The 26,244-nt window shown below is 46.2% G+C and carries 28 protein-coding genes, 2 rRNA genes and 1 other annotated feature; of the genes, 1 reads left to right on the top strand and 29 read right to left on the bottom strand.

Annotation, left to right across the window (positions count from 1 at the left end):
• Positions 1-82 precede the first annotated feature (82 nt).
• The 18 genes from ACFPXP_RS16045 to ACFPXP_RS15960 all read right to left on the bottom strand — a co-directional run bounded on the left by ACFPXP_RS16045 (position 83) and on the right by ACFPXP_RS15960 (position 13,588).
• Positions 83-691 carry a class I SAM-dependent methyltransferase gene (locus ACFPXP_RS16045; protein ID WP_379895346.1) on the bottom strand — a complete coding sequence of 203 codons (609 nt, stop codon included), beginning with the start codon at positions 689-691 and terminating at the stop codon, positions 83-85.
• 132 nt (positions 692-823) lie between these two features.
• Positions 824-1,192: a 50S ribosomal protein L7/L12 gene (rplL, locus tag ACFPXP_RS16040; RefSeq protein WP_379895345.1), complete on the bottom strand. Its 369-nt coding sequence runs from the start codon at positions 1,190-1,192 to the stop codon at positions 824-826.
• Between the two features lie 67 nt (positions 1,193-1,259).
• Positions 1,260-1,769 (bottom strand): 50S ribosomal protein L10, encoded by a 510-nt coding sequence (gene rplJ, locus ACFPXP_RS16035; RefSeq protein ID WP_379895344.1) that lies wholly within the window; start codon positions 1,767-1,769, stop codon positions 1,260-1,262.
• Positions 1,770-1,804: 35 nt separating this feature from the next.
• Positions 1,805-1,959, bottom strand: a sequence feature (ribosomal protein L10 leader region).
• 73 nt (positions 1,960-2,032) lie between these two features.
• Positions 2,033-2,713 (bottom strand): 50S ribosomal protein L1, encoded by a 681-nt coding sequence (rplA, locus tag ACFPXP_RS16030; protein ID WP_379895343.1) that lies wholly within the window; start codon positions 2,711-2,713, stop codon positions 2,033-2,035.
• Positions 2,714-2,769: 56 nt separating this feature from the next.
• Positions 2,770-3,195, bottom strand: coding sequence for a 50S ribosomal protein L11 (rplK, locus tag ACFPXP_RS16025; protein WP_379895342.1), 426 nt, complete (start codon positions 3,193-3,195; stop codon positions 2,770-2,772).
• A 178-nt stretch (positions 3,196-3,373) separates the two neighbouring features.
• Entirely contained in the window at positions 3,374-3,907 is a 534-nt protein-coding gene (gene nusG, locus ACFPXP_RS16020) for a transcription termination/antitermination protein NusG (RefSeq protein ID WP_379895341.1), read from the bottom strand.
• 25 nt (positions 3,908-3,932) lie between these two features.
• Positions 3,933-4,145, bottom strand: a complete 213-nt coding sequence (gene secE / locus ACFPXP_RS16015; RefSeq protein WP_379895340.1) for a preprotein translocase subunit SecE — start codon at positions 4,143-4,145, stop codon at positions 3,933-3,935.
• A gap of 18 nt (positions 4,146-4,163) precedes the next feature.
• A complete protein-coding gene (gene rpmG / locus ACFPXP_RS16010; protein WP_379895339.1) occupies positions 4,164-4,313 on the bottom strand; it encodes a 50S ribosomal protein L33 in 150 nt (49 codons plus the stop codon).
• A 267-nt stretch (positions 4,314-4,580) separates the two neighbouring features.
• Positions 4,581-5,231, bottom strand: a complete 651-nt coding sequence (gene sigH / locus ACFPXP_RS16005) for an RNA polymerase sporulation sigma factor SigH (RefSeq protein WP_379895338.1) — start codon at positions 5,229-5,231, stop codon at positions 4,581-4,583.
• Between the two features lie 129 nt (positions 5,232-5,360).
• Positions 5,361-5,885, bottom strand: coding sequence for an NYN domain-containing protein (locus ACFPXP_RS16000; RefSeq protein ID WP_379895336.1), 525 nt, complete (start codon positions 5,883-5,885; stop codon positions 5,361-5,363).
• A gap of 9 nt (positions 5,886-5,894) precedes the next feature.
• Entirely contained in the window at positions 5,895-6,635 is a 741-nt protein-coding gene (gene rlmB / locus ACFPXP_RS15995; RefSeq protein WP_379895334.1) for a 23S rRNA (guanosine(2251)-2'-O)-methyltransferase RlmB, read from the bottom strand.
• 1 nt (position 6,636) lies between these two features.
• On the bottom strand, positions 6,637-7,056 hold the full coding sequence (locus ACFPXP_RS15990) for a Mini-ribonuclease 3 (RefSeq protein WP_379895401.1): 420 nt from the start codon (positions 7,054-7,056) through the stop codon (positions 6,637-6,639).
• A gap of 12 nt (positions 7,057-7,068) precedes the next feature.
• Entirely contained in the window at positions 7,069-8,475 is a 1,407-nt protein-coding gene (cysS, locus tag ACFPXP_RS15985; protein ID WP_379895333.1) for a cysteine--tRNA ligase, read from the bottom strand.
• Positions 8,456-9,124, bottom strand: coding sequence for a serine O-acetyltransferase (gene cysE / locus ACFPXP_RS15980; protein ID WP_379895332.1), 669 nt, complete (start codon positions 9,122-9,124; stop codon positions 8,456-8,458). The genes cysS and cysE overlap by 20 nt, the downstream gene beginning before the upstream one ends.
• A 527-nt stretch (positions 9,125-9,651) precedes the next feature.
• Complete coding sequence (gene gltX, locus ACFPXP_RS15975) at positions 9,652-11,112, bottom strand: glutamate--tRNA ligase (RefSeq protein WP_379895331.1); 1,461 nt, start codon at positions 11,110-11,112, stop codon at positions 9,652-9,654.
• Between the two features lie 48 nt (positions 11,113-11,160).
• Positions 11,161-11,643 (bottom strand): 2-C-methyl-D-erythritol 2,4-cyclodiphosphate synthase, encoded by a 483-nt coding sequence (ispF, locus tag ACFPXP_RS15970; protein ID WP_379895330.1) that lies wholly within the window; start codon positions 11,641-11,643, stop codon positions 11,161-11,163.
• Between the two features lie 82 nt (positions 11,644-11,725).
• Positions 11,726-12,430 carry a 2-C-methyl-D-erythritol 4-phosphate cytidylyltransferase gene (gene ispD / locus ACFPXP_RS15965; RefSeq protein ID WP_379895329.1) on the bottom strand — a complete coding sequence of 235 codons (705 nt, stop codon included), beginning with the start codon at positions 12,428-12,430 and terminating at the stop codon, positions 11,726-11,728.
• 93 nt (positions 12,431-12,523) lie between these two features.
• Positions 12,524-13,588 (bottom strand): PIN/TRAM domain-containing protein, encoded by a 1,065-nt coding sequence (locus tag ACFPXP_RS15960; RefSeq protein ID WP_379895327.1) that lies wholly within the window; start codon positions 13,586-13,588, stop codon positions 12,524-12,526.
• Between the two features lie 225 nt (positions 13,589-13,813).
• On the opposite strand from ACFPXP_RS15960, the gene ACFPXP_RS15955 reads away from it, so the two are divergent.
• On the top strand, positions 13,814-14,209 hold the full coding sequence (locus tag ACFPXP_RS15955; protein WP_379895326.1) for a DUF1573 domain-containing protein: 396 nt from the start codon (positions 13,814-13,816) through the stop codon (positions 14,207-14,209).
• 100 nt (positions 14,210-14,309) lie between these two features.
• Here ACFPXP_RS15955 and pssA read toward each other — a convergent pair whose 3' ends face one another.
• The 11 genes from pssA to ACFPXP_RS15900 form a co-directional block, all read right to left on the bottom strand.
• Entirely contained in the window at positions 14,310-15,044 is a 735-nt protein-coding gene (gene pssA / locus ACFPXP_RS15950) for a CDP-diacylglycerol--serine O-phosphatidyltransferase (RefSeq protein WP_379895325.1), read from the bottom strand.
• A gap of 91 nt (positions 15,045-15,135) precedes the next feature.
• Positions 15,136-16,215, bottom strand: a complete 1,080-nt coding sequence (gene disA, locus ACFPXP_RS15945) for a DNA integrity scanning diadenylate cyclase DisA (protein WP_379895324.1) — start codon at positions 16,213-16,215, stop codon at positions 15,136-15,138.
• A 30-nt stretch (positions 16,216-16,245) separates the two neighbouring features.
• Entirely contained in the window at positions 16,246-17,613 is a 1,368-nt protein-coding gene (gene radA / locus ACFPXP_RS15940; RefSeq protein WP_379895323.1) for a DNA repair protein RadA, read from the bottom strand.
• A 128-nt stretch (positions 17,614-17,741) separates the two neighbouring features.
• A complete protein-coding gene (clpC, locus tag ACFPXP_RS15935; RefSeq protein WP_379895321.1) occupies positions 17,742-20,183 on the bottom strand; it encodes an ATP-dependent protease ATP-binding subunit ClpC in 2,442 nt (813 codons plus the stop codon).
• Between the two features lie 28 nt (positions 20,184-20,211).
• Complete coding sequence (locus ACFPXP_RS15930) at positions 20,212-21,273, bottom strand: protein arginine kinase (RefSeq protein WP_379895319.1); 1,062 nt, start codon at positions 21,271-21,273, stop codon at positions 20,212-20,214.
• A gap of 17 nt (positions 21,274-21,290) precedes the next feature.
• Positions 21,291-21,806 (bottom strand): UvrB/UvrC motif-containing protein, encoded by a 516-nt coding sequence (locus ACFPXP_RS15925; protein ID WP_379895317.1) that lies wholly within the window; start codon positions 21,804-21,806, stop codon positions 21,291-21,293.
• Positions 21,807-21,886: 80 nt separating this feature from the next.
• The gene (locus ACFPXP_RS15920; RefSeq protein WP_379895316.1) at positions 21,887-22,348 is read right to left on the bottom strand and encodes a CtsR family transcriptional regulator; all 462 of its coding nucleotides are present in this window, start codon (positions 22,346-22,348) and stop codon (positions 21,887-21,889) included.
• Between the two features lie 284 nt (positions 22,349-22,632).
• Positions 22,633-22,812 (bottom strand): hypothetical protein, encoded by a 180-nt coding sequence (locus ACFPXP_RS15915; protein WP_379895315.1) that lies wholly within the window; start codon positions 22,810-22,812, stop codon positions 22,633-22,635.
• 619 nt (positions 22,813-23,431) lie between these two features.
• Positions 23,432-25,303, bottom strand: coding sequence for an amidase family protein (locus tag ACFPXP_RS15910; RefSeq protein WP_379895314.1), 1,872 nt, complete (start codon positions 25,301-25,303; stop codon positions 23,432-23,434).
• 300 nt (positions 25,304-25,603) lie between these two features.
• Positions 25,604-25,720: ribosomal RNA gene (rrf, locus tag ACFPXP_RS15905) — 5S ribosomal RNA — on the bottom strand.
• A 296-nt stretch (positions 25,721-26,016) separates the two neighbouring features.
• Positions 26,017-26,244: ribosomal RNA gene (locus tag ACFPXP_RS15900) — 23S ribosomal RNA — on the bottom strand; the annotation flags it as partial.

Genomic DNA, 26,244 nt, shown 5'->3' with positions numbered 1-26,244 from the left:
TTAAATAATAATAACATAGGCTGGCACCACAGTCAACTTATTCTTACGTTATCATTATTTCAATCTTGCAATCCCACCACATTTATGATTCAAGCGATTTGGTCGCTTTATAGATACGATAGCCCTTTCGCTTGGCCACTTCCTCGACTTCCGAGAATATCGATTTCAACTTCTCTAAAGCCGATGGTGCACCCTGCTTCTTTTGAATCACAATCCACAAAGTTCCGCCTGGTACCAGATGCCGTTCTGATTCATCAAAGATAGAATGTACCACTTCTTTACCTGCTCGAATCGGCGGATTCGTTACGATCATCTCAAACATTCGATTATCAAGTGCGCTAAACCGATCACTCTGCAGAACCTCGACGTTGTCGATTCCATTTACTTTTGCATTGCGCTTGGCAAGCTCCAGCGCCCGTTCATTTACATCAACCATAGTGACCTGCACATCCGCTGCAAGCTTCGCGGCAAACAGTCCGATCGGGCCATAACCACAGCCGACATCCAAAAGACGCGCCCTATCTGGAATCTCCAGACTCTCAATTAGCACTCTACTGCCAAAATCAATGCCGCCCTTGGAAAACACACCGGCATCAGTATGGAAGGTTAGCCGAATATCTCGGATGGTTTCGCTAATTTGTCTAACATCATGCTCAGCTGAAGGTTTAGGGCTGTAATAATGATCGGACATAATAACCTCCCAAAAAAACGCCATTGTTCTCAAAATCTTTAACTGAAACTTATTATATCCATTCTACCGTTCATAACTATGAAACAGTCCCCTTGAAAAATTCAAGGGGACTGAATGAAAGACAAAGAATAATTATTTTACTTCTACAGTTGCGCCAGCTTCTTCTAATTTTGCTTTTAAAGCTTCTGCATCTTCTTTGGATACTTTTTCTTTCAATGGTTTTGGTGCATTGTCAACAAGCTCTTTCGCTTCTTTCAAGCCAAGGCCAGTGATTTCGCGAACCACTTTGATAACGTTGATTTTGGATGCACCAGCGTTTGCCAAGATAACATCAAATTCGCTTTGCTCAGCAGCTGCATCGCCGCCAGCAGCAGCTCCGCCAACTACAGCTACAGGAGCTGCAGCAGTTACTCCGAATTCTTCTTCAATTGCTTTTACAAGATCGTTCAGTTCAAGAACAGTCATACCTTTAATGGCTTCAATAATTTGCTCTTTGCTCATGGTAAACCTCCATGTAAAATGTTATTTTTTTGTTGCGTTCTAGGACGCGTTCAGTTCAATATGACAATTAAGCTTGCTGTGCTTCTCCGTCTTTCTCAGAAACAGCTTTAACTGCAAGCGCGAAGTTGCGCACAGGTGCTTGAAGCACGCTGAGCAACATGGAAAGAAGTCCTTCTCTGGAAGGAAGGTCTGCCAAAGCTTTGATTTCACTTTCGGAAACCACTTTACCTTCGACAACACCGGCTTTAATTTTCAAGTGCTCGTTCTTTTTCGCAAACTGGGACAAAATTTTCGCAGCCGCAACTGCATCCTCTTTACTAAAAGCAACCGCAGTTGGTCCAGTTAAATGTTCGTCCAAATCCGTTAACTCCGTCTCTGCAGTCGCACGTCTCATCAAAGTGTTTTTCAATACTTCGAATTCAACACCTGCTTCGCGCAGCGTTTTACGAAGTTCTGTCACTTGAGCTACGTTCAGTCCGCGGTAGTCCGCAATGACAGTGCTGGCACTATCACGCAGCTTCTCGCTCACTTCAGAAACCTTTTGTTGTTTTTGTTCTAGAACTTTTGCGTTAGGCAAGGGTCACACCTCCTAATCTTTAAGTGTGGAATGGTCTTGAAATGTTAAAAGCCTCCGTAGACTCTACGAAGGCGATATTATAGATATCCGTCAAGCCGAAGCACGATCGGTATGCAATCTATTCACAACACCTCGGTAGGAAATTAAGCCTTACGGCACCTACTGTCTACGGTAAGCATATTCAATTTCGGTATAATTCCCAATGCCTCAATTAGACTATCACGGAGCAAAGCTCCTGTCAAGCAAATGGATTCAATTGGAAATTAAAGCTTCACTCTTACGCTTGGTCCCATTGTCGAAGATACGGCAACGTTCTTCAAGTAGGTACCTTTCGCAGCTGCTGGTTTCGCTCTTTGCAAAGCGTCCAGAAGAGTGTTCAAGTTCTCAGCCAGTTTGTCCTCTTCGAAGGACACTTTGCCAAGTGGTGCATGGATTTGGCCTGCTTTATCAAGACGAAACTCGATTTTACCGGCTTTAATCTCTTGCACTGCTTTCGCAACGTCGAAAGTGACTGTACCTGCTTTCGGGTTAGGCATTAAACCTTTACCACCAAGCAGACGACCCAACTTACCGACTTCACTCATCATATCCGGTGTCGCTACGCAGACATCGAATTCGAACCAGCCTTGCTGAATTTTGTTGATCATATCTTGATCGCCTACATAATCAGCGCCGGCAGCTTCTGCTTCTTTGGCTTTATCGCCTTTCGCAAATACAAGAACTTTCTTGGTTTTACCTGTTCCGTGAGGCAGTACTACTACACCGCGGACAGCCTGATCTTGTTTCTTAGGATCTACGCCTAGACGAACAGCAACTTCGACTGTTTCATCAAATTTAGCTGTAGATGCTTTTTTCACAAGCTCCATCGCTTCACGAGCTTCGTACAGAGCTTCTTGATCTATCATCTTCACAGCTTCTTGATACTTCTTGCCGTGTTTAGCCATCGTTCTTCCTCCTTTGTGGTCATAACGGATAATCCTCCCACAGATACCCGCTGGGATTAGTCTACGATTTCGATACCCATGCTGCGGGCAGTACCTTCAACCATGCGCATTGCAGCTTCAACAGATGCAGCGTTCAGGTCAGGCATTTTTGTTTCTGCGATCTCTTTGACTTTGTCACGCTTCACTTTTGCCACTTTGTTCTTGTTCGGCACTCCAGAACCTTTCTCGATTCCAGCAGCTTTCAGCAACAGCACTGCAGCCGGAGGAGTTTTAGTAATGAAGGTGAAGGAACGGTCTTCGAATACAGAGATTTCAACAGGAATGATTAAACCCGCTTGTTCTTGCGTACGAGCGTTAAACTCCTTACAGAAAGCCATAATGTTCACACCAGCTTGACCCAAAGCAGGACCTACTGGAGGAGCAGGATTCGCTTTACCTGCAGGAATTTGCAGTTTCACCATTTTAATAACCTTTTTAGCCATGCGACACACCTCCTTGCCATAGTTGTGGTTAAACGGGACATGCCCTCCCACTATACAGCACGAATCATTTTAGCATAACAATGGATTCATGCCAAAGCCAACATTTTTCCAGCCATATTAGATCTTGTATCGGCATGCAGGATCATCAGCTTTGGAAAAACGCTCGAAAACCAGGCGGCTACACCTTTTCCACTTGATGGAAATCCAATTCAAGAGGGGTTTCTCTGCCAAACATGTTCACAAGTACTTTGACTTTGCTTTTGTCGGTTTGAATTTCTTCAACGGTTCCGACAAAGTTGGCAAATGGACCTACTTTTACCTTCACTGTCTCTTTCAGCTCAAAGTCAATTTTCGGCTTAGGCTCCTCAATGCCCATATGCTTGAGGATCGCGTCTACTTCGTCGGGAAGAAGCGGCGTTGGCTTCGATCCGGATCCAGTCGATCCCACAAATCCGGTAACACCCGGTGTGTTGCGAACGACATACCATGAATCGTCAGTCTGGATCATCTCCACCAATACGTATCCAGGATACACTTTGCGCATGACGACTTTCTTCTTGCCATCCCGATTGACAAGCTCTTCTTCCATCGGAACAAGCACGCGAAAGATCTTATCCTGCATCGCCATGGATTCCACGCGTTTCTCCAGATTTGCCTTCACCTTATTCTCGTAACCCGAGTAAGTATGAACCACGTACCATCTTTTTTCCATAAAAAAAGCCACCTTTGAAAACTGCTTAGTCAAACACCAAGCGAATCAGCTCAGATAAACCTAAGTCGAGCAATGCGAAATAAACAGCTACAAAGATAACCGTTACCAACACAACGATCGTATAGGAAACAAGCTCTTTGCGTTTAGGCCATTTGACCTTTTTTAATTCTGCCCAACTGTCAGAAAAGAAAGAAAACGTAGAGCCAAACCCTTTCTTCACTCTGCCTAAGAACGCCATGACTACACCTCCCAGTTATTACCTGGTCTCGCGATGAGTGGTATGTGCATTGCAGAATTTGCAATATTTCTTCAATTCCAAGCGGTCTGGGTGAGTCTTCTTGTTCTTATTGGACGTGTAATTTCTTTGCTTGCAATCTGTGCAAGCTAGTGTAACCGTCACCCGCATGTCATCCACCTCCTGCAACTACCTAAAGGATAAAGAAGCTTCTTTATTTCAAACATTTCCATCCCAATACCTGCGCATATTTAGGGCTACCTAAAAAACTGTATCACATGGGTTATGGCGTGTCAAGAATAAGCTTGACAAACGAACCCTTATTCTTATGCGGTAATCTATTCCACATTATCGTCCGATTCCGCCGACAATAAACATGTCTATTTCAAATCCGCCCAATTAAAAAGACACCCTTTTCTTTTTAAAAAGGTGCCGCGTTTACAAACCGTTATCTCTGACCTCCAAATATCGCTCCAGCTTTCGCTTCACTCTCTGAAGGGCATTGTCTATCGACTTTACATGTCGTTTCAAGTCCACCGCGATTTCCTGATAGGAACGGCCATCTAAGTAAAGCATGAGCACTTGCCTCTCCAAATCACTCAGCAATTCGCTCATTTTATCTTCCAAGCCGCTAAACTCTTCTTTATTGATCATCAACTCTTCCGGATCAGACATTCTTGATCCGCAAATGATATCGAGCAGCGTTCGATCGGAATCTTCATCATAAATAGGCTTGTCCAATGAAACATATGAATTAAGCGGTATATGCTTTTGACGGGTAGCTGTTTTTATGGCGGTAATGATTTGGCGAGTAATGCAGAGTTCAGCAAAGGCTTTAAAAGAAGCCAGCTTGTCTCCGCGAAAATCGCGAATAGATTTATATAATCCTATCATGCCTTCTTGGACGATATCCTCGCGATCCGCGCCAATCAAAAAATAAGACCGGGCTTTAGCTCTGACAAAGTTCTTATATTTGTTAATCAAGAACTCTAATGCACTGCTATCGCCTTCTCGGACCGCTTCGACAATTTCTTCATCTGTCTTGAGGTCATACTCACTCGTCAAGAGATCGTTGAGGTCGACACTCATGTTATCCCTCCGGCCTACAAGGCTGAAAACCCTTGTCATTCCTACAAAAGATAGGATTAGTATACATGAAGTAAGGATAAACCGTCAAACAAATTTTGCGAACAACCCTGCGGTGGGTGGGATTATATGCTAAGGTGTCTCGCCTCTTCTCCATCTTTCGAGCTTCATTTTCAGCTCATCGCCCAGCTTACTTTCAAAGGAATTCCTCGGTTTAGCTTCCGTTTCCTTGATTTTTCTGCGCATTTCTTTACGATTTTCCTCTATGGCTATAAAGAGCTCTCTTGCCGGCAACCTAAGCGCTCCCTTGCCAAAAATAACATGCTGTTCTACATTGTCCGACGTCGCAACATAAATCCGGGTTCTCCTATTCAACCATTCATAAACGAGCCTTTCGATACATTCATCTGCCGTTTCCTTCTCTTTCGTATAACGAATGTCCAATCTGCTCTGCCTATATCTTTTCCCCAGTCCGGGCACTTGGTGCGCGTCGAAGACGAGAATGACTTTCATGCCGCTGAAGCCTTGATAATCGGCAAGCATCGATATCAACTCGTCCCTCGCGTCTTCTAAGAGATTCTCGTCCGCCAGTCTCCTCAGATTCGGCCATGCCCCGATCATGTTGTAGCCGTCCACAATCAAAATGTCCTGCACCATCGTACCGGACTACCCTTTGCCGTATCTTTGCCGGACCACCTCATACATGAATAGACCTGCAGCGACGGATGCATTCAGCGAATTGATCTTTCCGTACATTGGAAGCTTGGCCACAAAATCGCAGCCTTCCCGTACGATGCGGTTCATCCCCTTATGCTCATTCCCAATGACGATCGCAATCGGAATTTTCAAATCCACATCGTAAACCTCCTGATCGGCCGAGCCATCCGCTCCGACGATCCATATACCCGCTTCCTTCAGCTTCTCCATCGTCTGTGCCAAATTGGAAACCCGCGCAACCGGCACATATTCAACGGCACCCACCGATGTTTTGGCGACAGTAGCCGTCAGACCGACCGACCTGCGCTTCGGTATGATAATACCGTCTACCCCGGTGCATTCTGCTGTTCTCAGTATAGATCCTAGATTATGCGGATCCTCTAATTCATTCAGAATGAGCAAAAAAGCCGGTGCTTCCTTCTCACGGATTTGCTCCATTAAATCTTCAAGCTCTATGTATTCAGCAGAGGCGACTTGGGCGATGACTCCTTGATGCTGAATACCTTCTGCCATCTGATCGAGCTTCTTTTTATCCACTTTCTGCACGACGATCCCTGCTGCTTTGGCTGCTTGCATGATGGGCTGCGTCAGATGGGGCTGAGCTTGAAGGGAAACAAATACTTTATGGATTTCCCTGCCGGCACGCAGCGCTTCTATTACTGCATGCTTTCCTCCAATATATTCTCCCAAGTTAATCCTCCTCTTGAATGACGCGTAATATGATGTCCTGCAGCCTGCTGTACTGCTTCGTGCAATATAAATATCCGATCAAGCACTCGAAAGCGGTGCTGTGCCGATACTCTGCCACAGAAGCATTCTTCGGAATCGTGCCTGATTTGGCGTTTCTTCCGCGGCGCACGAATTCTTGTTCAGGTTCAGTGAGCGAAGGCATCAGCTTCTCCAGTGCTTTTGCTTGGGCCTTCGCTGAGACGTACTTCACCGCTTCTTTCTGCAGATGATGCGGCTTGTGGTTTTTCCGGGACAACAGGTGCTGTCTAACAAACACCTCATACACGCCGTCTCCAATGTAGGCAAGTACAAGGGGGTGAAGCAGTTCGGGCCGCTTGGAAGGCTCGAACAGCCGACCCATCATTTCCAGTTGATGTTCCATCGTATGCACGCTCTACTTTCTCCGCCAGCGAATGCCTTGAGGGGTATCTTCCAATATAATGCCCTGCTCCTGCAGCTGATCGCGAATTTCATCCGCTCTTGCCCAGTTTCTATCCTTGCGGGCCTGGGTCCTTTCCTGAATCAGCTGCTCAACTTGCTCGTCCAGAAGCTGCTCCTCCTGCACTGGAATGATGCCGAGTACTGAATTCATCATCTCCAGCGCTGCTGCCATATGCCCCAGCACTTTACGGCTTAGTCCTTCTTGACGGCTTAAATATTGATTCGCTTCGTTTAACACCAAGAACATAGCTGTAATGGCATCCGGTGTATTGTAATCATCCTGCATCTTCTGATGAAATAGCTGCACGGCGTCATCGACCTTGGCGATCAGCTGAGCTTCATCTTCGTCATGCCGATCCAGCGCTTTATCCAAAGCATATTTCAAGTTTTGCAGACCGATTTCCAGCCTCGATGAGCTTTGTACCGCTTGTGTCATCGCTTCTTCACTGAAATTCAGCGGATTGCGGTAGTGGGCGGAAAGCATAAAGTACCTTAACGCTTCTGGTGAATATTTTTTCCTCAGTTCCCTTACATTAACCCCGTTGCCCAAAGATTTGGACATTTTCACATGATTAAACTGAATATATCCGTTATGCATCCAGTACCTGGCGAATGGCTTTCCGGTCAGCGACTCCGACTGCGCGATTTCACACTCATGATGCGGAAACTGCAAATCTTGACCGCCGCCGTGAATATCGATCGTGTCCCCTAAATATTTGCGCGCCATCGCCGAGCATTCAATATGCCAACCCGGACGACCGTCTCCCCACGGGCTGCTCCAATAAATTTCTCCCGGCTTCGCTGCTTTCCACAGCACAAAATCCTGCGGACTTTCCTTGCGCTCATCGACTTCAATCCGAATGCCGTATTGAAGCTCATCGAGATTTTGATGCGACAGCTTCCCGTACTCTTCGAATTTAGAGGTGCGGAAATAAACGTCTCCGTCCTTCTCGTAAGCAATGTCCCGATCGACTAGAACGGAAATAAAAGCGATGATTTCATCGATATTTTCCGTCACTCGCGGATGGACGGTCGCTTTCTTCACCTTTAGAGCTTCTACATCCTCGTAGAACGCTTCAATATACCGTTCAGCCAGAACCGGAACCGATTCTCCTCTTTCGTTGGAACGTTTGATCAGCTTATCGTCCACATCCGTAAAATTCTGAACAAAGCGAACCTCATAGCCTTGGTTTTCCAAATATCTTCGAACGACGTCAAAGACAATGACCGGTCTCGCATTTCCGATATGAATATAGTCATAGACGGTAGGGCCGCACACATACATTTTCACTTTTCCTGGCTCAAGCGGTTGAAACGGTTCCTTTCGCCTTGTCAGCGAATTATAAATGTGTAAGCTCATTCTTCTTCTTTTCCTCCATTTGTTCCATTTGCCTAATTTGTTGTTGCAGCCGTTCAATTTCATCCTGCATCCCTTTGCACACTTCCATCACCGGATCCGGCAGCTTGCTGTGATCCAGCTTATCTACACGAATGCCGTCTCTCTTTACAATTCTACCCGGAATGCCAACAACCGTGCAATTCGGGGGGACTTCCTTCAAGACAACCGCATTGGCCCCAATCAGCGTATTGTCGCCTACACTGAACGAACCCAACACTTTAGCCCCAGAGCTGATGACAACATTGTTCCCAATCGTCGGATGCCGCTTTCCTTTTTCCTTGCCGGTCCCGCCTAAAGTAACCCCTTGGTAGACCACAACATCGTCACCAATCTCACACGTTTCCCCAATGACGACGCCCATTCCATGGTCAATGAAAAATCGATTGCCAATCTTAGCCCCCGGGTGAATCTCAATTCCGGTAAAAAATCGACTCAACTGCGAAATGATTCTGGCTATCGTATACCAGCCGTGTCTGAAAAACCAATGAGCGATGCGATGTGCCCAAATGGCATGCAGACCCGAATACGTAAATATCACTTCAAAAACGCTGCGTGCCGCCGGGTCGTTGTCAAAAACTGCTTGAATATCGGATCTGATCGTCTTGAACATTGGCACCTCTCCCCCCATTCGTCATCTATATTCGCCTGATGAATGTGAAACACTTGGCTGTCTATCTGTCTAAAGCGCAGCAATGATAGGTAACAAAAAAGTCTCTGCAGCGATATCGCTGCAGAGACGTCATGACGCGGTTCCACTCTGCTTGGCACAGCCTAACTTGACGAAGACTGTACCCTCTCATGACCTTAACGCGGCCGGACGGCAGGACCTAACGAATGAGTTTCCTCTGATCCCCATTCGCGTCAGCCCAGCAGCTTACAGGTGCACTTCCTCATAAGGGGAAATAGGCAGCTTCCAGCCCCCACTGCCTCATGAGCAGTTGCGGCCGCCCTCTCTGTGAATTCCCAGCCTACGCATACTTTCCTGTTCATCGCTTTTGACGCTTTGTTCAACTTTTCTTGTATCGTAGCATATCGCCTTTCGTTTGACAATGAGAAAACCTATTCAACGGAGGCTTCCCCTTCATAAGGGATCACGTTTCATATTTGGCTTGATCACAAGAAGGAATTTGCTGATGCTCAGGCTTGCAATATAGCGTTCAGTCGTTTTTGAACGGTCTTTTTGCCGAGCAGAGACAAGGTTTGATTAAGATCGCGCCCATGCGTCTGCCCCGTTGCCGCTGCACGGACCGTCATGAACAAATCCTTGCCCTTATAGCCGGTCTCCTTTTGCACTGCTTTAAGGAGACCCTTAATGGTTTCCGGTTCAAAATCTTCCGCTTGATCCACTTGCTGCACGAAGCTTCCGAGAACCACTGGAACATGCTCCTGCCCCAAAATTTCCGCTGCTTCCTCTTCAAGCTCTACATTCTCATAGAAGAACAAGCGGGACAATTCCACAATATCGGCGGCGCAGGTCATCTGCTCTTGATATAGCGCCACAAGACGCATCGTCCACTGATAGGTGGGCTCATCCACATCGTCGAACAAATAGCCGGCATCCTGCATATGCGGAATACACAGATCGGTCAGTCGCTTCACGTCAGCCTGCTTTATATAATGATTGTTCATCCATTTCAGCTTTTCGCGATCAAAGACGGCCGGACTCTTGGAAAGACGGTTCGGATTGAAAATCTGAATAAGCTCCTCTTTTGAGAATAGCTCTTGTTCTCCTTCCGGCGACCAGCCCAGCAGCGCGATGAAATTAAACATCGCCTCCGGCAAATAGCCGAGATTACTGTACTGCTCAATAAACTGGATGATGGATTCATCTCGTTTGCTCAGCTTCTTCCGGTTTTCATTCACGATCAGTGTCATATGCGCGAAGGTAGGTGCGGTCCATCCCAGCGCCTCATAAATCATCAGCTGTCTTGGCGTATTGGTAATATGGTCATCCCCGCGCAGCACGTGGGTAATTTTCATCAAATAATCGTCTACCACAACGGCGAAATTATATGTTGGAATGCCATCCTTTTTCACGATGACGAAATCGCCGAAATCATCCGAGCTGAAGGATACCTCTCCTTTAACCATATCGTTAAACGTAAAGGTCTTATTCTCCGGTACCTTGAAGCGAATGCTCGGAATTCGTCCTTCAGCTTCCAAAGCCTGCTGCTCTTCCGGCGTCAAGTTGCGATGCTTCCCCGAATATTTCGGATTCTCGCCGCGCGCTGCCTGCTCCTCCCGCTCCTTCTCCAGCTCTTCCTCCGTGCAGTAACATTTGTATGCAAAGCCGCTATCCATCAATTGCTGTGTAATTTCTTTATAAATATCCAGACGCTCCGTCTGACGGTATGGACCATACTCCCCGCCCACGTCAATCGATTCATCCCAATCGATGCCGAGCCATTTCATGAACGTCAGCTGATTTTCTACGCCGCCCTCTACGTTCCGTTTCAAATCGGTATCTTCAATCCGAACGATGAACTTCCCATTTTGGTTTCGAGCAAACAAATAATTAAACAAAGCCGTTCTAGCATTTCCAATATGTAAATGTCCTGTTGGACTTGGCGCATAACGTACACGAACCTGTTCCGTCATCGAAATACGAACCCCTCTCCACTTTCTTGAGATACAATTATTTTCAAATCATAGCATATCTTTCACAAGACAAACAACCGATTGTGCTGCAATCCCTTCGCCCCTGCCTGTAAAGCCCAGACGCTCTGTCGTAGTCGCCTTCACGTTCACCTGCGTCACATCCGCCTCTAACAGACGAGCGATATTCGCTGCCATCTGTTCGATATACGGAGCCATCTTAGGCTGCTGAGCGATAATCGTGGCATCCACATTCCCAAGTCTGTATCCTTCAGCTTTGACCATTTGCCATACCTGCTTCAACAATTGTGCACTGTCGGCATCTTTAAACTCGGGGTCTGTATCAGGAAAATGCTTTCCAATATCCCCTTTGGCAAGTGCTCCTAATACGGCATCCGTAATGGCATGGAGCAAAACATCAGCGTCAGAATGGCCAAGCAGCCCTTTTTCATAAGGAATGTCGATTCCCCCGATCATACATTTGCGTCCTTCCGCAAATTGATGTACATCAAAGCCCTGTCCTACTCGAATCAATGAAATTCCTCTCCCCAGTTCATATTTTTAATAAAGAATAGTTGTATCACACGCATCATCTCTTTATGAGGTACCTGAGGCTTTACGATTGGGCTGTTCTGATTTCCTCTAAAATAACTGAGGCGATGCGTAAATCCTCCGGTGTTGTAATTTTGATATTGCGATAATCTCCCATAACAACTTGCACCGGACGCCCCATCCTTTCCATCAAGGACGCGTCATCTGTTCCAACGTAGCCCTCTGATGCCGCACGTCTATGTGCATCTGCGATTTCGGAAACACGAAAAGCTTGCGGGGTTTGAACGGCCCACAAGCTCTGTCTGTCCGGTGTATTTTTTATCCGCATATCCGAACCGACGGTTTTAATCGTATCCTTCACAGGCACCGCCAATACGGCGGAGCCTGTAATCTGCGCCGCTTCCCAGCAGGCCTGCATCTGTTCCTGCAAAATAAATGGACGAACACCGTCGTGGATAAGCACCCACTCGATATTCTCAGGTAGTTGCTTCAAGCCTTCGTATACCGACTCCTGCCGATCCTTGCCGCCAGCTACAACCTTCACCTGCTTCTTAAACTCGTACCTGCTCGTCCAATTCTGGACTCTCTCTATATGTTCCGATCCTACGACGACGGTAATATGCTCTATGAGAGCGAAGCGCTCAAACGCCTGTATCGTATGTACGAGAATCGGCTTATCCTCTAAAAGCAAATACTGCTTGCTTTCGGGCGTATTCATCCGGGTTCCTTTCCCCGCGGCAACAATCACAGCGCCTAACCCGATCTTCATGTGCTCAGCTCCATCACCACAATTATAGCGTGACGTTATTTCCTGCCGAAAAATATGATCATGACGTCAGCCTACTATAGAAGTATAATCTTTTCAGAGCGCTTTTTCCAACAATTTCGGCTTGGCAAATATCATTCTTCCAGCAGAGGTTTGCAGCACGCTCGTCACCATCACTTCCACGACAGAGCCGATATGGTCTCTTCCTCCTTCGACGACAATCATCGTTCCATCGTCGAGGTATGCAACACCTTGTCCATATTCCTTGCCGTCTTTAATAACTTGTACCAGTATTTCCTCACCTGGCAGGACGACCGGCTTCACTGCATTGGCTAAATCATTGATATTGAGCACGGGTACCCCTTGAAGCTCGCACACCTTGTTTAAATTAAAGTCGTTGGTCACGACTTTTCCTTGCAATACCTTGGCCAATTTCACCAGCTTGCTGTCCACTTCGGAGATTTCATCGAAGTCACCTTCATAGATGAGCACCTTTACATCGAGTTCCTTTTGAATTTTATTCAAAATATCGAGCCCCCGCCTGCCTCTGTTCCGTTTCAATAAATCCGAAGAATCCGCGATATGCTGCAGCTCCTCCAGCACGAACTCAGGAATGACGAGCGTTCCCTCCACGAAACCCGTTTTGCAAATATCCGCAATTCTTCCATCAATGATGACTGAAGTATCCAAAATCTTGTGTTCATACACCGAAAGACTGTTCACATCTGCGATGTCGCTTGCTCTTCGAATCGAAGACAGCCATGCAGTCAGTTCGGCTTTCCTGCTCATTCCGATCCTAAATCCGAACGTACTCAGCGCAATCGTCACCACGGCAGGCATCCATGCTGCCCAGCCGCTCAGCTTAGACATGGCCGGATATAAAAGCGCGGAAATCATTAATCCGATAAGCAAACCGCTTAAACCCGCGACGAGCTCTCCATTCGAAACCTTGGAAAACCATCGCTCACCCTTTTTTAAGACAATGGAAAATACGATTCCTATGACGTTCGCAGCCATCCAAAGAATTGCCGCACCTAATCCTATCATTGTCCACTGCCCAAACTCGGCATCTTGAAGAAAAGTCCGCTGGTTGTACCATTCATATCCTAGTAAAGCTCCTGCTATAATCGCCGCTAATTGTATCCATCGATTTAACCACATCGACAATTCACCTCCATTAGGGAAAGATGTTTTATTCCTTAACAGTATGAACAAAACATGGGAAAGCTATAATCTGCCACTCGTTAAATTTTTTCATTTTGATTTTTTCTTTGTAATGAGGTCCCTTTTTGAACTATAATGGTATCAACCTATTCTGGAGCCGCCGGGACCTGGCTGCTTGTCAGCGAGCTGGCACGACTTAGAGAAAAGTACGAGGTGATTCGAATGAGCGTCCAAAATTTGAATGAATTTCAGGAATTGGTATCCAAACTGCTGCTCCGTCACCGAAGCTTATTAGACGTATTATCCAAAATCGATCAATCCAGTTCAGCCGTTCATCGTTCAGTGATCAAGGCCGTTACCGAATGCGGATGTATAGAGCTGCACGGCAAAAAACAAATGTTGACCTCAGAGATGACGATCGAGGATGCGAAGAAAATACTGGACAGCCAAGTTGAGGGTGGATTGTGTGAAAGCTGCCAAGAGGCTGTCAGTGCACAGCTCGGCAGAAATTTATTCTACCTTTCCTCTTTATGCAATCTTCTGGATTTGAAGCTGGAGAAGGTCGTTGAGGATGAAGCCAAACGCTGCTCAACCCTAGGAATTTTCAACATGTCGTAAAACCTATTTTCAACAAAACAACTGCAAAAGAATGAAAAAAAGCATTTATTTCTCCGATGTGGAAAAAATAAATGCTTTTTATTTTACCTGCTCTATATCGTTAACGTGATTCCTGATAGCTCTCTTCATCCACTGACTTCTTTTTGCGCCTTCGTGCTAAGAAACGTACAATTCTAACGTTTTTTTTTAATCCCCAAATCGCGTAGAAAACTAATGGAATCATGATAATCTTCGAAATTTGACCTGGAAATAATACCGCAAGTACGACCGCAACAACGACGATGATCGGTGTAATCCAAATCGCCGCTTTGGGAATGCCAACCTTTTTGAAGCTGGGATATTTAACCGTACTGATCATGAGCAGTGCCAGCATAACGGTTACAATGGCCAGCACAACCGTAGAAAGTTCATTATGGAATAATGCCAACGTAGCCAATACTCCGCCAGCCGCAGGAATCGGAAGGCCGATGAAATATCCAGGCACGGCTTCCACCACATTAAACCGAGCCAATCTCAATGCGCCACAAATCGGAAAGAGCGCTGTTATCATCCATGCTAAGGGCTCATTCATTTCCTGAAAAGCCACGACGTACATAATAAATGCGGGAGCGACCCCAAAAGAAATCACATCGGATAAAGAATCCAGCTCTTTGCCAAATTCACTCTGCACATTCAATGCTCTTGCCACTCGACCATCCAAACCGTCGGTTAACATGGCCACGATAACCATGATGGCCGCATAATCCGGCTTCTCGTGAAAGACCAAAATGATCGAGATGATGCCAAGAAATAAATTGCATATCGTGAAAAAGCTCGGAAGCGATTTTGTAAACATGGAATGTCCACCTCAAGTTTACTGTTCCCCACGCAAAACAAGAATATCCTATGTTTACATCGGGATGGTTCATTGTATGATTGTATGCAAATTAAATATGTCTGTCAATGAATACTTGTTCCTGTATTCTTTTCAGACCTTCTTTAATTGCCCTTGCCCGAACTTCGCCAATGCCATCAACTTCATCCAATTCCTCAATCGTTGCCATCATCACGTGAGGCAAATACTCAAAACGTTCTACCAGGTTATTAATAATAATCGAAGGCAAACGGGGAATTTTGTGAAGAACTCTGTAGCCTCTCGGTGAAATCGATTCCTCCATCGCTGTATTCGTATTCGGATAACCAAGCAGCCGAACAATATGATGCGGATCCAGAAGCTCGTCATTCGTGAGCCTTTTTAACTGCTGGCGTATTTCTTGGATGCGTTCCTCGTCCGGTTCCTTCACATAATCCTTGAGCAGATACAAGGCCTCAGCATCAATTTTGGACGTAAGCTCCTCCATCTGCATGCTGATCAACCGGCCTTCTGTACCGAGCTCGTTAATATAATTAATAATTTCTGATTTGATGCGGAGCACCATTTCGACGCGCTGAATGACATTGCACACCTCGTGCAGCGTCACTAATTCCTCAAACTCGGTTGCGCCTAGATTAGTAAATCCTTGGTCCAAGACGACCTTGTATTTTTCAAGCGTCTGAATCGCCTGATTCGCTTTGGTCAAAATCACACCAATGTCCTTCAAGGAGTAACGTAAGTTGCCTTGATATAAGGTGATGACGTTCCGCCTTTGGGATATGGATACGACCAATTTCCCCGTTTGCTTCGCCACCCTTTCCGCGGTCCGGTGCCGAATACCGGTTTCCGTAGAAGATATCGAAGAATCCGGAATGAGCTGCGTATTCGCATACAAAATACGCTTTAAATCTTCACTTAGAATAATCGCCCCATCCATCTTCGCTAACTCGTACAGGTAGTTAGGGGAAAAGTCGCAGTTAATGGAGAAGCCCCCATCGACGATCTCCATCACCTCCGGGCTATATCCGACAACCAGCAAAGCACCTGTCTTGGCTCTGAGTACATTCTCCAGTCCATCCCTGAACGCTGTTCCCGGGGCGACCAATTGAAGCAGCTTGCTCATTACTTCTTGATTACCTTCATCTCTTATCATGATTTACCACCCCCGTTTTTCTAAGAAGCTTTAATCAAAGGCTACCTGCAGGGCTTCCGAGACCGTCCGCACCCCGATAATTTCGATTCCGTCCGCTGGCTTCCAGCCCTTCAAGCTGTGCTCCGGCAGGATGACACGTTTAAAGCCTAGTTTTTTCGCTTCATTCACTCTCTGCTCTACTCTTGAGACCGCCCTGACTTCCCCCGTTAATCCGATTTCACCGAACACGACATCATAAGGGCGTGTTGGTGCATCACGAAAGCTGGATGCGATACTGACCGCCACAGCAAGATCGGCAGCCGGTTCATCTACCTTTACGCCACCTGCAATATTCAAATAAGCATCATGGTGCTGCAAATGCAGCCCGTTTCTCTTTTCCAAGACCGCAATGATTAAAGATAGTCTTGTATGATCAAAACCGGTAGCGGTTCTTCGCGGCGAAGGGAAATTCGTCACAGATACCAGCGATTGGATTTCAACCAACACCGGACGCGTCCCTTCCATACTCGCCATAACTGTAGAGCCGGCAGCCCCCATAGGCCGTTCCGACAAGAACAACTCGGACGGGTTGCTCACTTCGCGCAGCCCCTGCTCTCCCATTTCAAATATGCCCATCTCGTTCGTTGAGCCGAAGCGATTTTTGACTGCCCGAAGCACCCGGTATGTATGGTGACGCTCGCCTTCAAAATAAAGCACGCAATCCACCATATGCTCCAGCAATCTTGGTCCCGCGATGGTCCCCTCTTTCGTGACATGACCGACAACGAAGGTGGCAATACCCTTCATTTTAGCTATTCTCATTAAAATGCCAGTACATTCCCGAACTTGAGAAACACTTCCCGGTGCCGAAGCAACAGCCGGTTCATATACTGTCTGAATCGAGTCGATGATCAAGCAATCTGGATCGACCTGATCGATCGCTTCTTGAATCGCTTGCATATCCGTCTCACAAAGCACATATAGCTGTTCCGACAATGCTCCTAGCCGATCCGCTCTCAGCTTCGTCTGCTTCACCGATTCCTCTCCGGAGACATACAGCACCTTCAGCTGTTGACTGGAAAGCGCATGAGATATTTGCAGAAGCAATGTCGACTTCCCGATACCAGGATCTCCACCCACTAGAATGAGTGAGCCTGGAACAATGCCTCCTCCAACGACCCTGTTGAATTCATGGTAGGGAGAATAAATTCGAGGTTCACTTGCTGTATCGACATGAATGATGGAGGTCGCCTTTTCCTTCTTTATTGAAAGCGGGCTAGAGATCCCGCGATGCTTCACTGTCGTTTCCGTTTCTTCCACCATCGTATTCCAGGCGTTGCAGCCCGGACATTTGCCCATCCATTTTGCGGATTCATACCCGCAAGCCTGACAAGCAAATTTCGTTTTTGTCTTGGCCATAAACTTCCTCACACGTTTGTTTATTCAAAGTTTACCACTTTACCTTACGCAAGAAAACCCCTTACACGCCTTTCTGAGTGCAGAAAAATAATCCGGCATAACGCCGGATTATTTTCTACATGATTTGTTTAAGATTGTTTTACCGTTTCTTTCTTATCCACCGTAAGATCGCCGTCTTTGACATCAATGATGAGAGAGTCGCCTTTAGAAATATTGCCTTTAAGCAGCTCCTCAGACAAACGATCCTCAATATGCTTCTGAATCGCTCGGCGGAGCGGCCTTGCCCCGTACGTCGGATCGAAGCCTTCTTTCGCTAGGAACGCCTTGGCGCTGTCCGTCAACTCGAAATCAACCTCTTGATCCTTGAGACGTTTGCGCAGCTCCTCTGCCATGAGACTCACGATTTCGCCAATATGGGTTTCCTCCAAGGAATGGAACACGATAATTTCATCGATCCGGTTCAAGAACTCCGGACGGAAGCTTTTCTTCAGTTCATCCATTACCTTGTTCTTCATATTGTTGTAATCGCGTCCCGCATCCTGATGGGCGGTAAAGCCGAGTGCGGAGTTCTTCTTGATCATCTCTGCGCCGACGTTGGAAGTCATGATAATGAGGGTATTGCGGAAATCGACCAATCTCCCTTTAGAATCGGTTAATCTCCCGTCTTCCAACACCTGCAGCAGGATGTTGAATACTTCAGGATGAGCTTTCTCGATTTCATCCAGAAGCACGACCGAATAAGGCTTGCGTCTTACTTTTTCCGTCAACTGTCCGCCTTCATCGTAACCAACATATCCTGGAGGTGCACCGACTAATCTGGATGTGGAATGCTTCTCCATATACTCGGACATATCGATGCGGATGACTGCATTTTCATCTCCGAACATCGCTTCCGCCAGCGCTCGTGCTAATTCCGTTTTACCTACACCTGTAGGTCCAAGGAAAATAAAGGAGCCAATTGGGCGCTTCGGATCTTTGAGTCCAGCCCTTGCACGGCGAATGGCTCGGCTGACCGATTTCACCGCTTCTTCCTGTCCGATAACCCGGTTATGAAGAATGTCCTCCATTTTAAGCAGGCGCTCCGTTTCTTCCTCCGCCAGCTTCTTCACTGGAATTCCAGTCCAGTTTGCCACAACGTCTGCGATATCGTCCGGAGTTACCTCAGAATCGGTGCGTCCCTGCTTTTCTTTCCATTCATTTTTAGTGCGTTCCAGCTCTTCTTTCATCTTCTGCTCTGTATCGCGAAGAGAGGCAGCTTTTTCAAATTCTTGACTTTGAACGGCTGCATCCTTTTCCTTGCGAACATCTTCCAAACGGCTCTCAAGCTGTTTCAAGTTTGGCGGTGTCGTGTAAGAACGAAGTCTTACCTTCGAAGCCGCTTCATCAATTAAGTCAATCGCCTTATCCGGCAGGAAACGATCCGTAATATAGCGATCGGATAATTTCACTGCCTGCTCGATCGCTTCATCCGTGATTTTTACGCGGTGATGAGCTTCGTAACGATCTCTTAAGCCGTACAGGATTTGAATCGCCTCTTCATTCGTTGGCTGGTCCACCGTAATCGGCTGGAATCTGCGCTCTAATGCCGCATCCTTTTCAATATATTTGCGATATTCATCCAAGGTCGTTGCCCCGATGCACTGCAGTTCGCCTCTCGCCAGCGATGGCTTCAAGATGTTGGAAGCATCAATCGCACCTTCAGCCCCTCCCGCTCCAATCAGGGTGTGCAGCTCATCGATGAACAAAATGATGTTTCCGGCTTGGCGAATTTCGTCCATGATTTTTTTCAAACGGTCCTCAAATTCACCACGGTACTTCGTACCGGCAACAACCGATCCCATATCAAGAGTCATCACTCTTTTATCTCTTAAGGTTTCAGGAATTTCATTATTGATAATTCGCTGTGCCAATCCTTCAGCAATCGCCGTTTTACCTACTCCGGGCTCCCCAATGAGTACAGGGTTGTTCTTCGTTCGGCGGCTGAGCACCTGAATCACTCGTTCAATTTCCTTGCTTCTGCCAATGACAGGGTCCAGATTGCCGTCTTTAGCGATCGCAGTCAAATCTCTAGCCAAGCTGTCCAGTGTCGGTGTATTGACATTCGTGGATGCGGAATGGCTTGAAGAGACGGATTCGCTGCTGCCAAGCAGCTGAAGCACCTGCTGTCTTGCTTTGTTCAAGCTTACATCCAAGTTGTTCAATACGCGTGCCGCTACGCCTTCACCTTCACGAATGAGGCCCAGCAAAATATGCTCTGTTCCGACATAAGTATGACCGATTTTTCGCGCTTCATCCATCGAAAGCTCGATGACCTTTTTCGCTCTCGGCGTATATGCGATGTTCGTTGGCTTATCCTGACCTCTTCCAATCAAAGATTCTACTTCATCCTGAATTTTTTCCAAATTGAGTCCCAATGCTTGAAGGGCTTTTGCCGCAATGCCTTCGCCTTCGCGGATGAGACCCAGCAAAATATGCTCTGTTCCAATATTGTTATGACCTAAACGAACAGCCTCTTCTTGAGCTAATGCCAATACCTTTTGCGCTCGTTCTGTAAATCTTCCGAACATCATCTTCTTACACCTCCAGATTTAATACATGTTAGGATTTATTAAGTCGTGTACGAATCATCTCTGCTCTACGCGCATCTCTTTCATCCGGCGAAAGCTTCTTGCCGCTGTACTGCTGCAGAAATCCGGGCTGCGTCATCACCATCAGCTCGTTGTACACATTAGACGACACATCTGTAATCATTCCTAAATCAATGCCTAAGCGAACGTCCGACAATCTCTGAGAGGCTTCCTTTGAATCCATAATATGCGCATGACTTAGTATTCCATAAGAACGGAATACACGATCCATGATGCGCGTTTTGGATTCATTCATGAGCCTTTGTCTTGCGGCGCGTTCATGCTCGATAATTTGCTTGACGACACTATGCAAATTGTCTATGATCTCGGTTTCGGATTGGCCTAAAGTAATTTGATTCGAAACCTGGAACAAATTGCCTAACGCTTCGCTGCCTTCACCATAAATCCCCCGTACCGCAAGACCCACCTGGTTCACAGCGGATAGAATCCGATTAATTTGCTGCGTCAGCACTAATGCCGGAAGATGAAGCATCACCGATGCCCGAAGTCCCGTACCGACGTTCGTCGGGCAGCTTGTCAAATAACCCCTAGTCTCACTGAATGCATAATCCAACTGCGATTCAAAGATGTCATCGATTTGATTCGCCAAACTCCATGCCTCTTTGATTTGGAAGCCTGGATATAAACATTGAATGCGAAGATGGTCTTCTTCGTTCACCATAATGCTGATCGATTCGTTCTCGCTGAGAATGACGGCTCCGTTCCTCGATTCATTCGCCAGGTTCGGACTAATCAGATGCTTTTCCACCAGCACTCTGCGCTCCAGCTCGTTCATTTCCGAGAGCTTCAGCAGCTCAAACTCTCCAATATTCTGAATGGAGGAATCACGTAGAAGCTTCTCGCTTTGATTCAAAATTTCTTCGGACTGCTGATTCGTTGCCAGCATCGGAAAGGGATACGAACGAATGTTGCGCGCCAGACGAATTCGGCTGCTGATAACGATGTCTGATTCGGGTCCGTTCCCTCTCATCCATTCACTTTGCGCATTTTTGATAAAACGACTGAGCGACATAAGTAGCAGCCTCCCCTCTACATCCCCGAAATTTTTCTTTCCAATTCACGAATTTGATCTCGAAGCTTCGCAGCTGCCTCGAATTCCTCCATTTGAATGGTTTGCTGGAGCTGCTGCTTCAGCTGATCAATTTCGCGGCGATATTTAATTTTCCCGCCAGATCTAGCGGGCACCTTGCCCTGATGGGCGGTAGTGCCGTGAATTCTGCGAAATAAAGGATCTAACCGACTGGAGAAGTACTCATAACAATCGCTGCAGCCAAAACGTCCAATCTTGCCGAATTGAGCATAAGTGAGTCCGCATGTCTCGCAGCGCAGCGGCTTCTGAGCCGCACCAAATGAATTCGCAGATGGTTCATAATCCAGCAAGCCGGACAATAAATTATGAATGGAGAATCCATTGGATGAGCCCGGGATTTTATCTCCCTTTTCGCGAGCACATACTTCACAAAGGTGAAATTCCGTTTTCTCGCCGTTGACTATTTTCGTAAAATGTAATGAAGCCGGTCTTTTTCCGCATTCCTGACAAATCATAAGCTGCGCGACCTCCTTTATATCATTCTATTCAAGTATGCTCTTCCTTACCCGAGAGGATAAGCGAAAGGCCACAAAAATTACCTGGTCAGAATGGATATCAGCATGGCTTTCAGCAGTTTAGCCCGAATTTGGTCCCGAAGTGGGAGCTTTAACGCGAGCACGTCTCTGCACATTGCAGTTCTCAGCAAATTCGCTTCACGCGGTGATACAATCTCGGCTTCCTCCAATTGATAAATAACCCCTTCTGCGGCGCTCTGATCGATTTGTTCACCGATGCTTTGGAACAAGTAATGGTCTATACTGCAGTCCTGCGGGAGAGTAATCTTCTGAATACGAATGTATCCGCCGCCGCCTCGCTTGCTTTCTACGACATAGCCCTTTTCCAAAGTGAAGCGTGTACTGATGACGTAATTGATTTGCGAAGGGACACACTGAAATTCATCCGCCAAATCATTGCGCTGAATTTCAATCATTTTATTCGGACTCTCCTGCAGTATTTTCTTCAAATACTGTTCGATAATATCCGAAATGTTGCGCACTGATGCTGTCGCCTCCCTTATCAAGACATCGATTTCGCTAACCATTTATATTGACTTTGACTTTCTTTGACTTTAGGTTGACTTTATTATACTGCACTTTTTTTATCTTTGCAATAGCTCGCTTTATTAGCGCATCTATATTTATTTTAGGCGATTATTTAAGGAAATATCCTCGTCGTATTTGAGATTGGAGATGATTTTTCAATTAAATAGGCAACGTTTCATAACGCCAAAGGCGAACCATTCGCGTTTTAAGCCGTAGGTTCGCCTGCTGCAGCGACCAACTATCCATCCAGCCGTTCCATCAGGCTGCCGAATGTATAGCCTAAGTTATAGAATGTTTCAGCCAACCATTCCAACCCTTCAATATATAGAATAGCCATGTTCAACACTACAATCGCCGCGATGGGGATGATGACAGGAAGCAATCCCTTGATCCATTTATCAACTTTATCTTGTTTCAATTGGAGGCTCACCTCTTATGTATTCATCTTTACTGCAGCCCTTTCGTCTTCAAAACCGATCATCTTTACCGTATTATATTCCAAATCGTACTGTCGAAACACGAATTTCATCGTTCCATTAAGAATAGCCCTAACCGCGATGAATCGTCGGCCAATATTTGATCTTAATTGCAATACTTGTGCATCCGCCAATAATCCAATACATAGGTCCGCCAAAAAAATTGTACATGAACCGAATCATCTGCGCATGCCCCATTAGGTGTAGTTGGCGAGACTTGGAATCGATGAATATGAAAGGGAATCCTCGCTTTTGACACAAACCATCCGGCGGAACCATTCTATCTTTTTTCAGAAAAAAACGGCCGCCGCAGCCTATTACTCACTGCAGACAACCGTCTTCTTCACGATTTATTTTGGGTTGAAGGTCAGTACAGTTAACCTTCCTGGTTTGTAACATGACAATTCGGAATTCATTCATAAAGGAAAGGGACGGAAATATCCATTTCCGTAATATCCAATTTCGCCGTGCTCGATAATGAATTCTCCATGACTTATGCTTTAATGTGGTGTCCTAGCCCCGAAATGACCGTCATTTGCATTGACACCTACCATCATTTCATTATGACGTTGTTTGTGGCGCTACCCGATGAAGCGTACCTTGCTCATAGGCGTATGCCAGTTTAATTAATACCGGTTCACTGAAGGCTCTTCCTAAAAATTCAATCCCTACTGGGAGGTTCTCGTCCGCTGTATAACCCGCAGGAACAGTCACGGCCGGAAAGCCTGAGAATGGGCTTAAGCGATTATTGCTGCCAGCCGATTGATTTTCACCTATTTTTGCCGCGGTATTCGTAGACGAAGGATATATGAGTGCATCCAGATCATAATCCGCCATCACCTTAAGCAGAGATTCCTGTGTCAGCTTCGTCCGATTCAGGACAATGTCCTGATACTCTGCATCTTCTAATGTTTCTCTTTCATTTCTTGAAACTAGTGAGGATTCGATGGAAGGGTCAAACTGTTCGGAAGCAATAATCTCCTCCAATGTTTGATACGGTGCATCCTCTCCTAGAGAAGCTAGATAGTCATTTAATTGGAATTTAAATTCCCAGCTGCTTAAGCTTGGGTATTGTAAAATTTCTTCCAGATGGGGTACTTCCACATCCATCACAGTAGCGCCCAGCTTTTCCATATCGGCAATTGCGGTATCAATGACAGAATTGACCGCTTCATGTTCAGGTTCCGTACCGAACAAATCCCGAATAACGCCAATTCTTGCACCGTTTAACCCATCCTTATCAAGATAATCGGTATAGCTCACCGGGATCTCTCCGACACTGCGGGCCGTAACTATGTCAGATGGGTCATATCCGCTGATCGCATCGAGAATAATTGCTGCATCCTCGACGGTTCTCGCCATCGGACCGCCTACATCCTGCGTAAGCGCTAAAGGTATGATTCCATCCCTGCTGGTCAAACCGATCGTAGGACGAATGCCGACTAAACTGTTCAGTGTAGAAGGCAGCCGAATCGACCCACCCGTATCTGTACCCAACCCGGCAACACCGAAGTTTGCTGCAAGTGCGGCTGCAGTGCCCCCGCTGGATCCGCCGGGATATCTTGTCAGGTCGTAAGGGTTTAAAGTTTGTCCTCCCATTGAACTGTTCGTCAAGAAGGAAAATGCAAATTCCGAAAGATTCGATTTCGCTAAAATGATAGCTCCTGCTTCCTTCAACTTCTTAATTTGGAAAGCATCATCCGGAGGCAAAGAATCATCTAGGCAAAGACACCCTGCCGTTGTTTCCATATCCGCTGTATCATAGTTATCTTTTACGATGACAGGTATGCCATGTAGTAAGCTCCTAGGACCCTTTTCCTCCCTTTCCTTATCCAATGCCTCGGCAATTTCTACCGCAGCCGGATTGACTGTGATGATTGCATTGATCGACGGTCCTTGATCATCATATTCCTCAATTCGATCTATATACATCTGAACCAACTCTTTGGAGGTAATTTTGCCAGCATCCATCGCGGCTTGAATATCCATGATTGTTGCTTCCAAAAGTTCAAACGGCTTAATAGTTTCATAGAGTTTGGGCAGCAATATGTCTACTTGCTCTCGAGTCAGCTGGTCGCCAAAACCGAATGTTTCTTCACTATACCCCAGCATTACTCCCGATTGATAAACAGCCCCGATCTCTCCTGCATATTCATGGTCGTCCGGCACATCCGTAAACGGTTCACCGGTTTCACCAATATTCAATAACGGATACATCATGGCTGCGGCATCTTCACGAGTCAGCGGAGAACTATCCTCTATCCATTCCGGCGCCCCCACCCCTGCTTGCTGTGCTGTTTCTATCAGCAACTGGGAAAACTCCCCTTTTGTGATCACTTCATTAGAAGATTCCGCAAAAGCTTGAAGTGGATTCAATACGGAAACCGCTAATGTACTCGTTAACAGCCACTTTCCCCATCTTTTCATCTTCATCGTAATTCCTCCTCGTCTATGTATCGTTGATGAAGTAGACCCTTTTCATATGTCATTTTCACTAACATAAGAACCAGACCTATTGAATTAATCATATTCAATGTTAAGTTATTTAACAATAATGTTATAATATAAAAAAAACGCATACATATTCTTATATTTCATACTTACGTTTCAATGCTTAATTTTTCGAAACTTTTAGTTTTATGTCAATTTAATTGACACTAACTATATCGAATAAAAACCTATCTGACGAGTACATATAAAAAGACCTGTGCAGATGCACAGGTCTTCAGGCTAGCTTGGCAACGTCCTACTCTCCCAGGACCCTTCGGTCCAAGTACCATCGGCGCTGGAGGGCTTAACGGTCGTGTTCGGGATGGGTACGCGTGGTTCCCCTCCGCCATTGTTACCAAACCATATTTAGTTAAAGAAGCATTTCGGGGTCCCCGCAAAGTAATCGGCTGTTCACCTCGAAGATTTCTCTTCACTTTGTGGGGTACTTTTCTTGCTCCTTCAAAACTGAATGCGAAAGTGTAAGGTTGCAGTTCATGTCTTTCCATTGGGTCCCGAAAAAGTATCTGGGTAAGCTTCAACGCTTCACGTCACTTTTTTGGGTCATACTAAGGTGGATCTTTTGATTTCTCTGAACTTATTGTCACATCAAATGTGATTCATATTTGTTGTGACGTTAAGGTGGAAATCAAAAATCTGTGGATAAGCCCTCGACCGATTAGTATTCGTCAGCTCCATGCATTGCTGCACTTCCACCCCGAACCTATCTACCTCGTCGTCTACAAGGGGTCTTACGAATTGGGAAATCTCATCTTGAGGGGGGCTTCACGCTTAGATGCTTTCAGCGCTTATCCCTTCCGTACTTGGCTACCCAGCGGTGCTCCTGGCGGAACAACTGGTACACCAGCGGTACGTCCATCCCGGTC

It is taken from the genome of Marinicrinis lubricantis (genome assembly GCF_042658665.1).
Classification (GTDB): domain Bacteria; phylum Bacillota; class Bacilli; order Paenibacillales; family KCTC-33676; genus Marinicrinis; species Marinicrinis lubricantis.
This window is presented reverse-complemented; position numbering and strand designations above follow the sequence as displayed.

What these genes read in the sequence shown, in the direction of transcription:
- ACFPXP_RS15990 (WP_379895401.1), bottom strand. Translation starts at nt 7,056, where the DNA reads ATGGAACATCAACTGGAAATGATGGGTCGGCTGTTCGAGCCTTCCAAG.
- ACFPXP_RS16000 (WP_379895336.1), bottom strand. Translation starts at nt 5,885, where the DNA reads ATGGTGCAGGACATTTTGATTGTGGACGGCTACAACATGATCGGGGCA.
- ACFPXP_RS15960 (WP_379895327.1), bottom strand. Translation starts at nt 13,588, where the DNA reads ATGTGGTTAAATCGATGGATACAATTAGCGGCGATTATAGCAGGAGCT.
- cysE (WP_379895332.1), bottom strand. Translation starts at nt 9,124, where the DNA reads ATGTTCAAGACGATCAGATCCGATATTCAAGCAGTTTTTGACAACGAC.
- ACFPXP_RS15910 (WP_379895314.1), bottom strand. Translation starts at nt 25,303, where the DNA reads ATGAAGATGAAAAGATGGGGAAAGTGGCTGTTAACGAGTACATTAGCG.
- rpmG (WP_379895339.1), bottom strand. Translation starts at nt 4,313, where the DNA reads ATGCGGGTGACGGTTACACTAGCTTGCACAGATTGCAAGCAAAGAAAT.
- gltX (WP_379895331.1), bottom strand. Translation starts at nt 11,112, where the DNA reads ATGACGGAACAGGTTCGTGTACGTTATGCGCCAAGTCCAACAGGACAT.
- radA (WP_379895323.1), bottom strand. Translation starts at nt 17,613, where the DNA reads ATGGCCAAGACAAAAACGAAATTTGCTTGTCAGGCTTGCGGGTATGAA.
- clpC (WP_379895321.1), bottom strand. Translation starts at nt 20,183, where the DNA reads ATGATGTTCGGAAGATTTACAGAACGAGCGCAAAAGGTATTGGCATTA.
- cysS (WP_379895333.1), bottom strand. Translation starts at nt 8,475, where the DNA reads ATGAGCTTACACATTTATAATTCGCTGACAAGGCGAAAGGAACCGTTT.
- ACFPXP_RS15930 (WP_379895319.1), bottom strand. Translation starts at nt 21,273, where the DNA reads ATGTCGCTCAGTCGTTTTATCAAAAATGCGCAAAGTGAATGGATGAGA.
- ACFPXP_RS15955 (WP_379895326.1), top strand. Translation starts at nt 13,814, where the DNA reads ATGAGCGTCCAAAATTTGAATGAATTTCAGGAATTGGTATCCAAACTG.
- pssA (WP_379895325.1), bottom strand. Translation starts at nt 15,044, where the DNA reads ATGTTTACAAAATCGCTTCCGAGCTTTTTCACGATATGCAATTTATTT.
- ispD (WP_379895329.1), bottom strand. Translation starts at nt 12,430, where the DNA reads ATGAAGATCGGGTTAGGCGCTGTGATTGTTGCCGCGGGGAAAGGAACC.
- nusG (WP_379895341.1), bottom strand. Translation starts at nt 3,907, where the DNA reads ATGGAAAAAAGATGGTACGTGGTTCATACTTACTCGGGTTACGAGAAT.
- rplK (WP_379895342.1), bottom strand. Translation starts at nt 3,195, where the DNA reads ATGGCTAAAAAGGTTATTAAAATGGTGAAACTGCAAATTCCTGCAGGT.
- ACFPXP_RS16045 (WP_379895346.1), bottom strand. Translation starts at nt 691, where the DNA reads ATGTCCGATCATTATTACAGCCCTAAACCTTCAGCTGAGCATGATGTT.
- secE (WP_379895340.1), bottom strand. Translation starts at nt 4,145, where the DNA reads ATGGCGTTCTTAGGCAGAGTGAAGAAAGGGTTTGGCTCTACGTTTTCT.
- sigH (WP_379895338.1), bottom strand. Translation starts at nt 5,231, where the DNA reads ATGAGTGTCGACCTCAACGATCTCTTGACGAGTGAGTATGACCTCAAG.
- rplA (WP_379895343.1), bottom strand. Translation starts at nt 2,713, where the DNA reads ATGGCTAAACACGGCAAGAAGTATCAAGAAGCTGTGAAGATGATAGAT.
- ACFPXP_RS15925 (WP_379895317.1), bottom strand. Translation starts at nt 21,806, where the DNA reads ATGATTTGTCAGGAATGCGGAAAAAGACCGGCTTCATTACATTTTACG.
- rplL (WP_379895345.1), bottom strand. Translation starts at nt 1,192, where the DNA reads ATGAGCAAAGAGCAAATTATTGAAGCCATTAAAGGTATGACTGTTCTT.
- disA (WP_379895324.1), bottom strand. Translation starts at nt 16,215, where the DNA reads ATGATAAGAGATGAAGGTAATCAAGAAGTAATGAGCAAGCTGCTTCAA.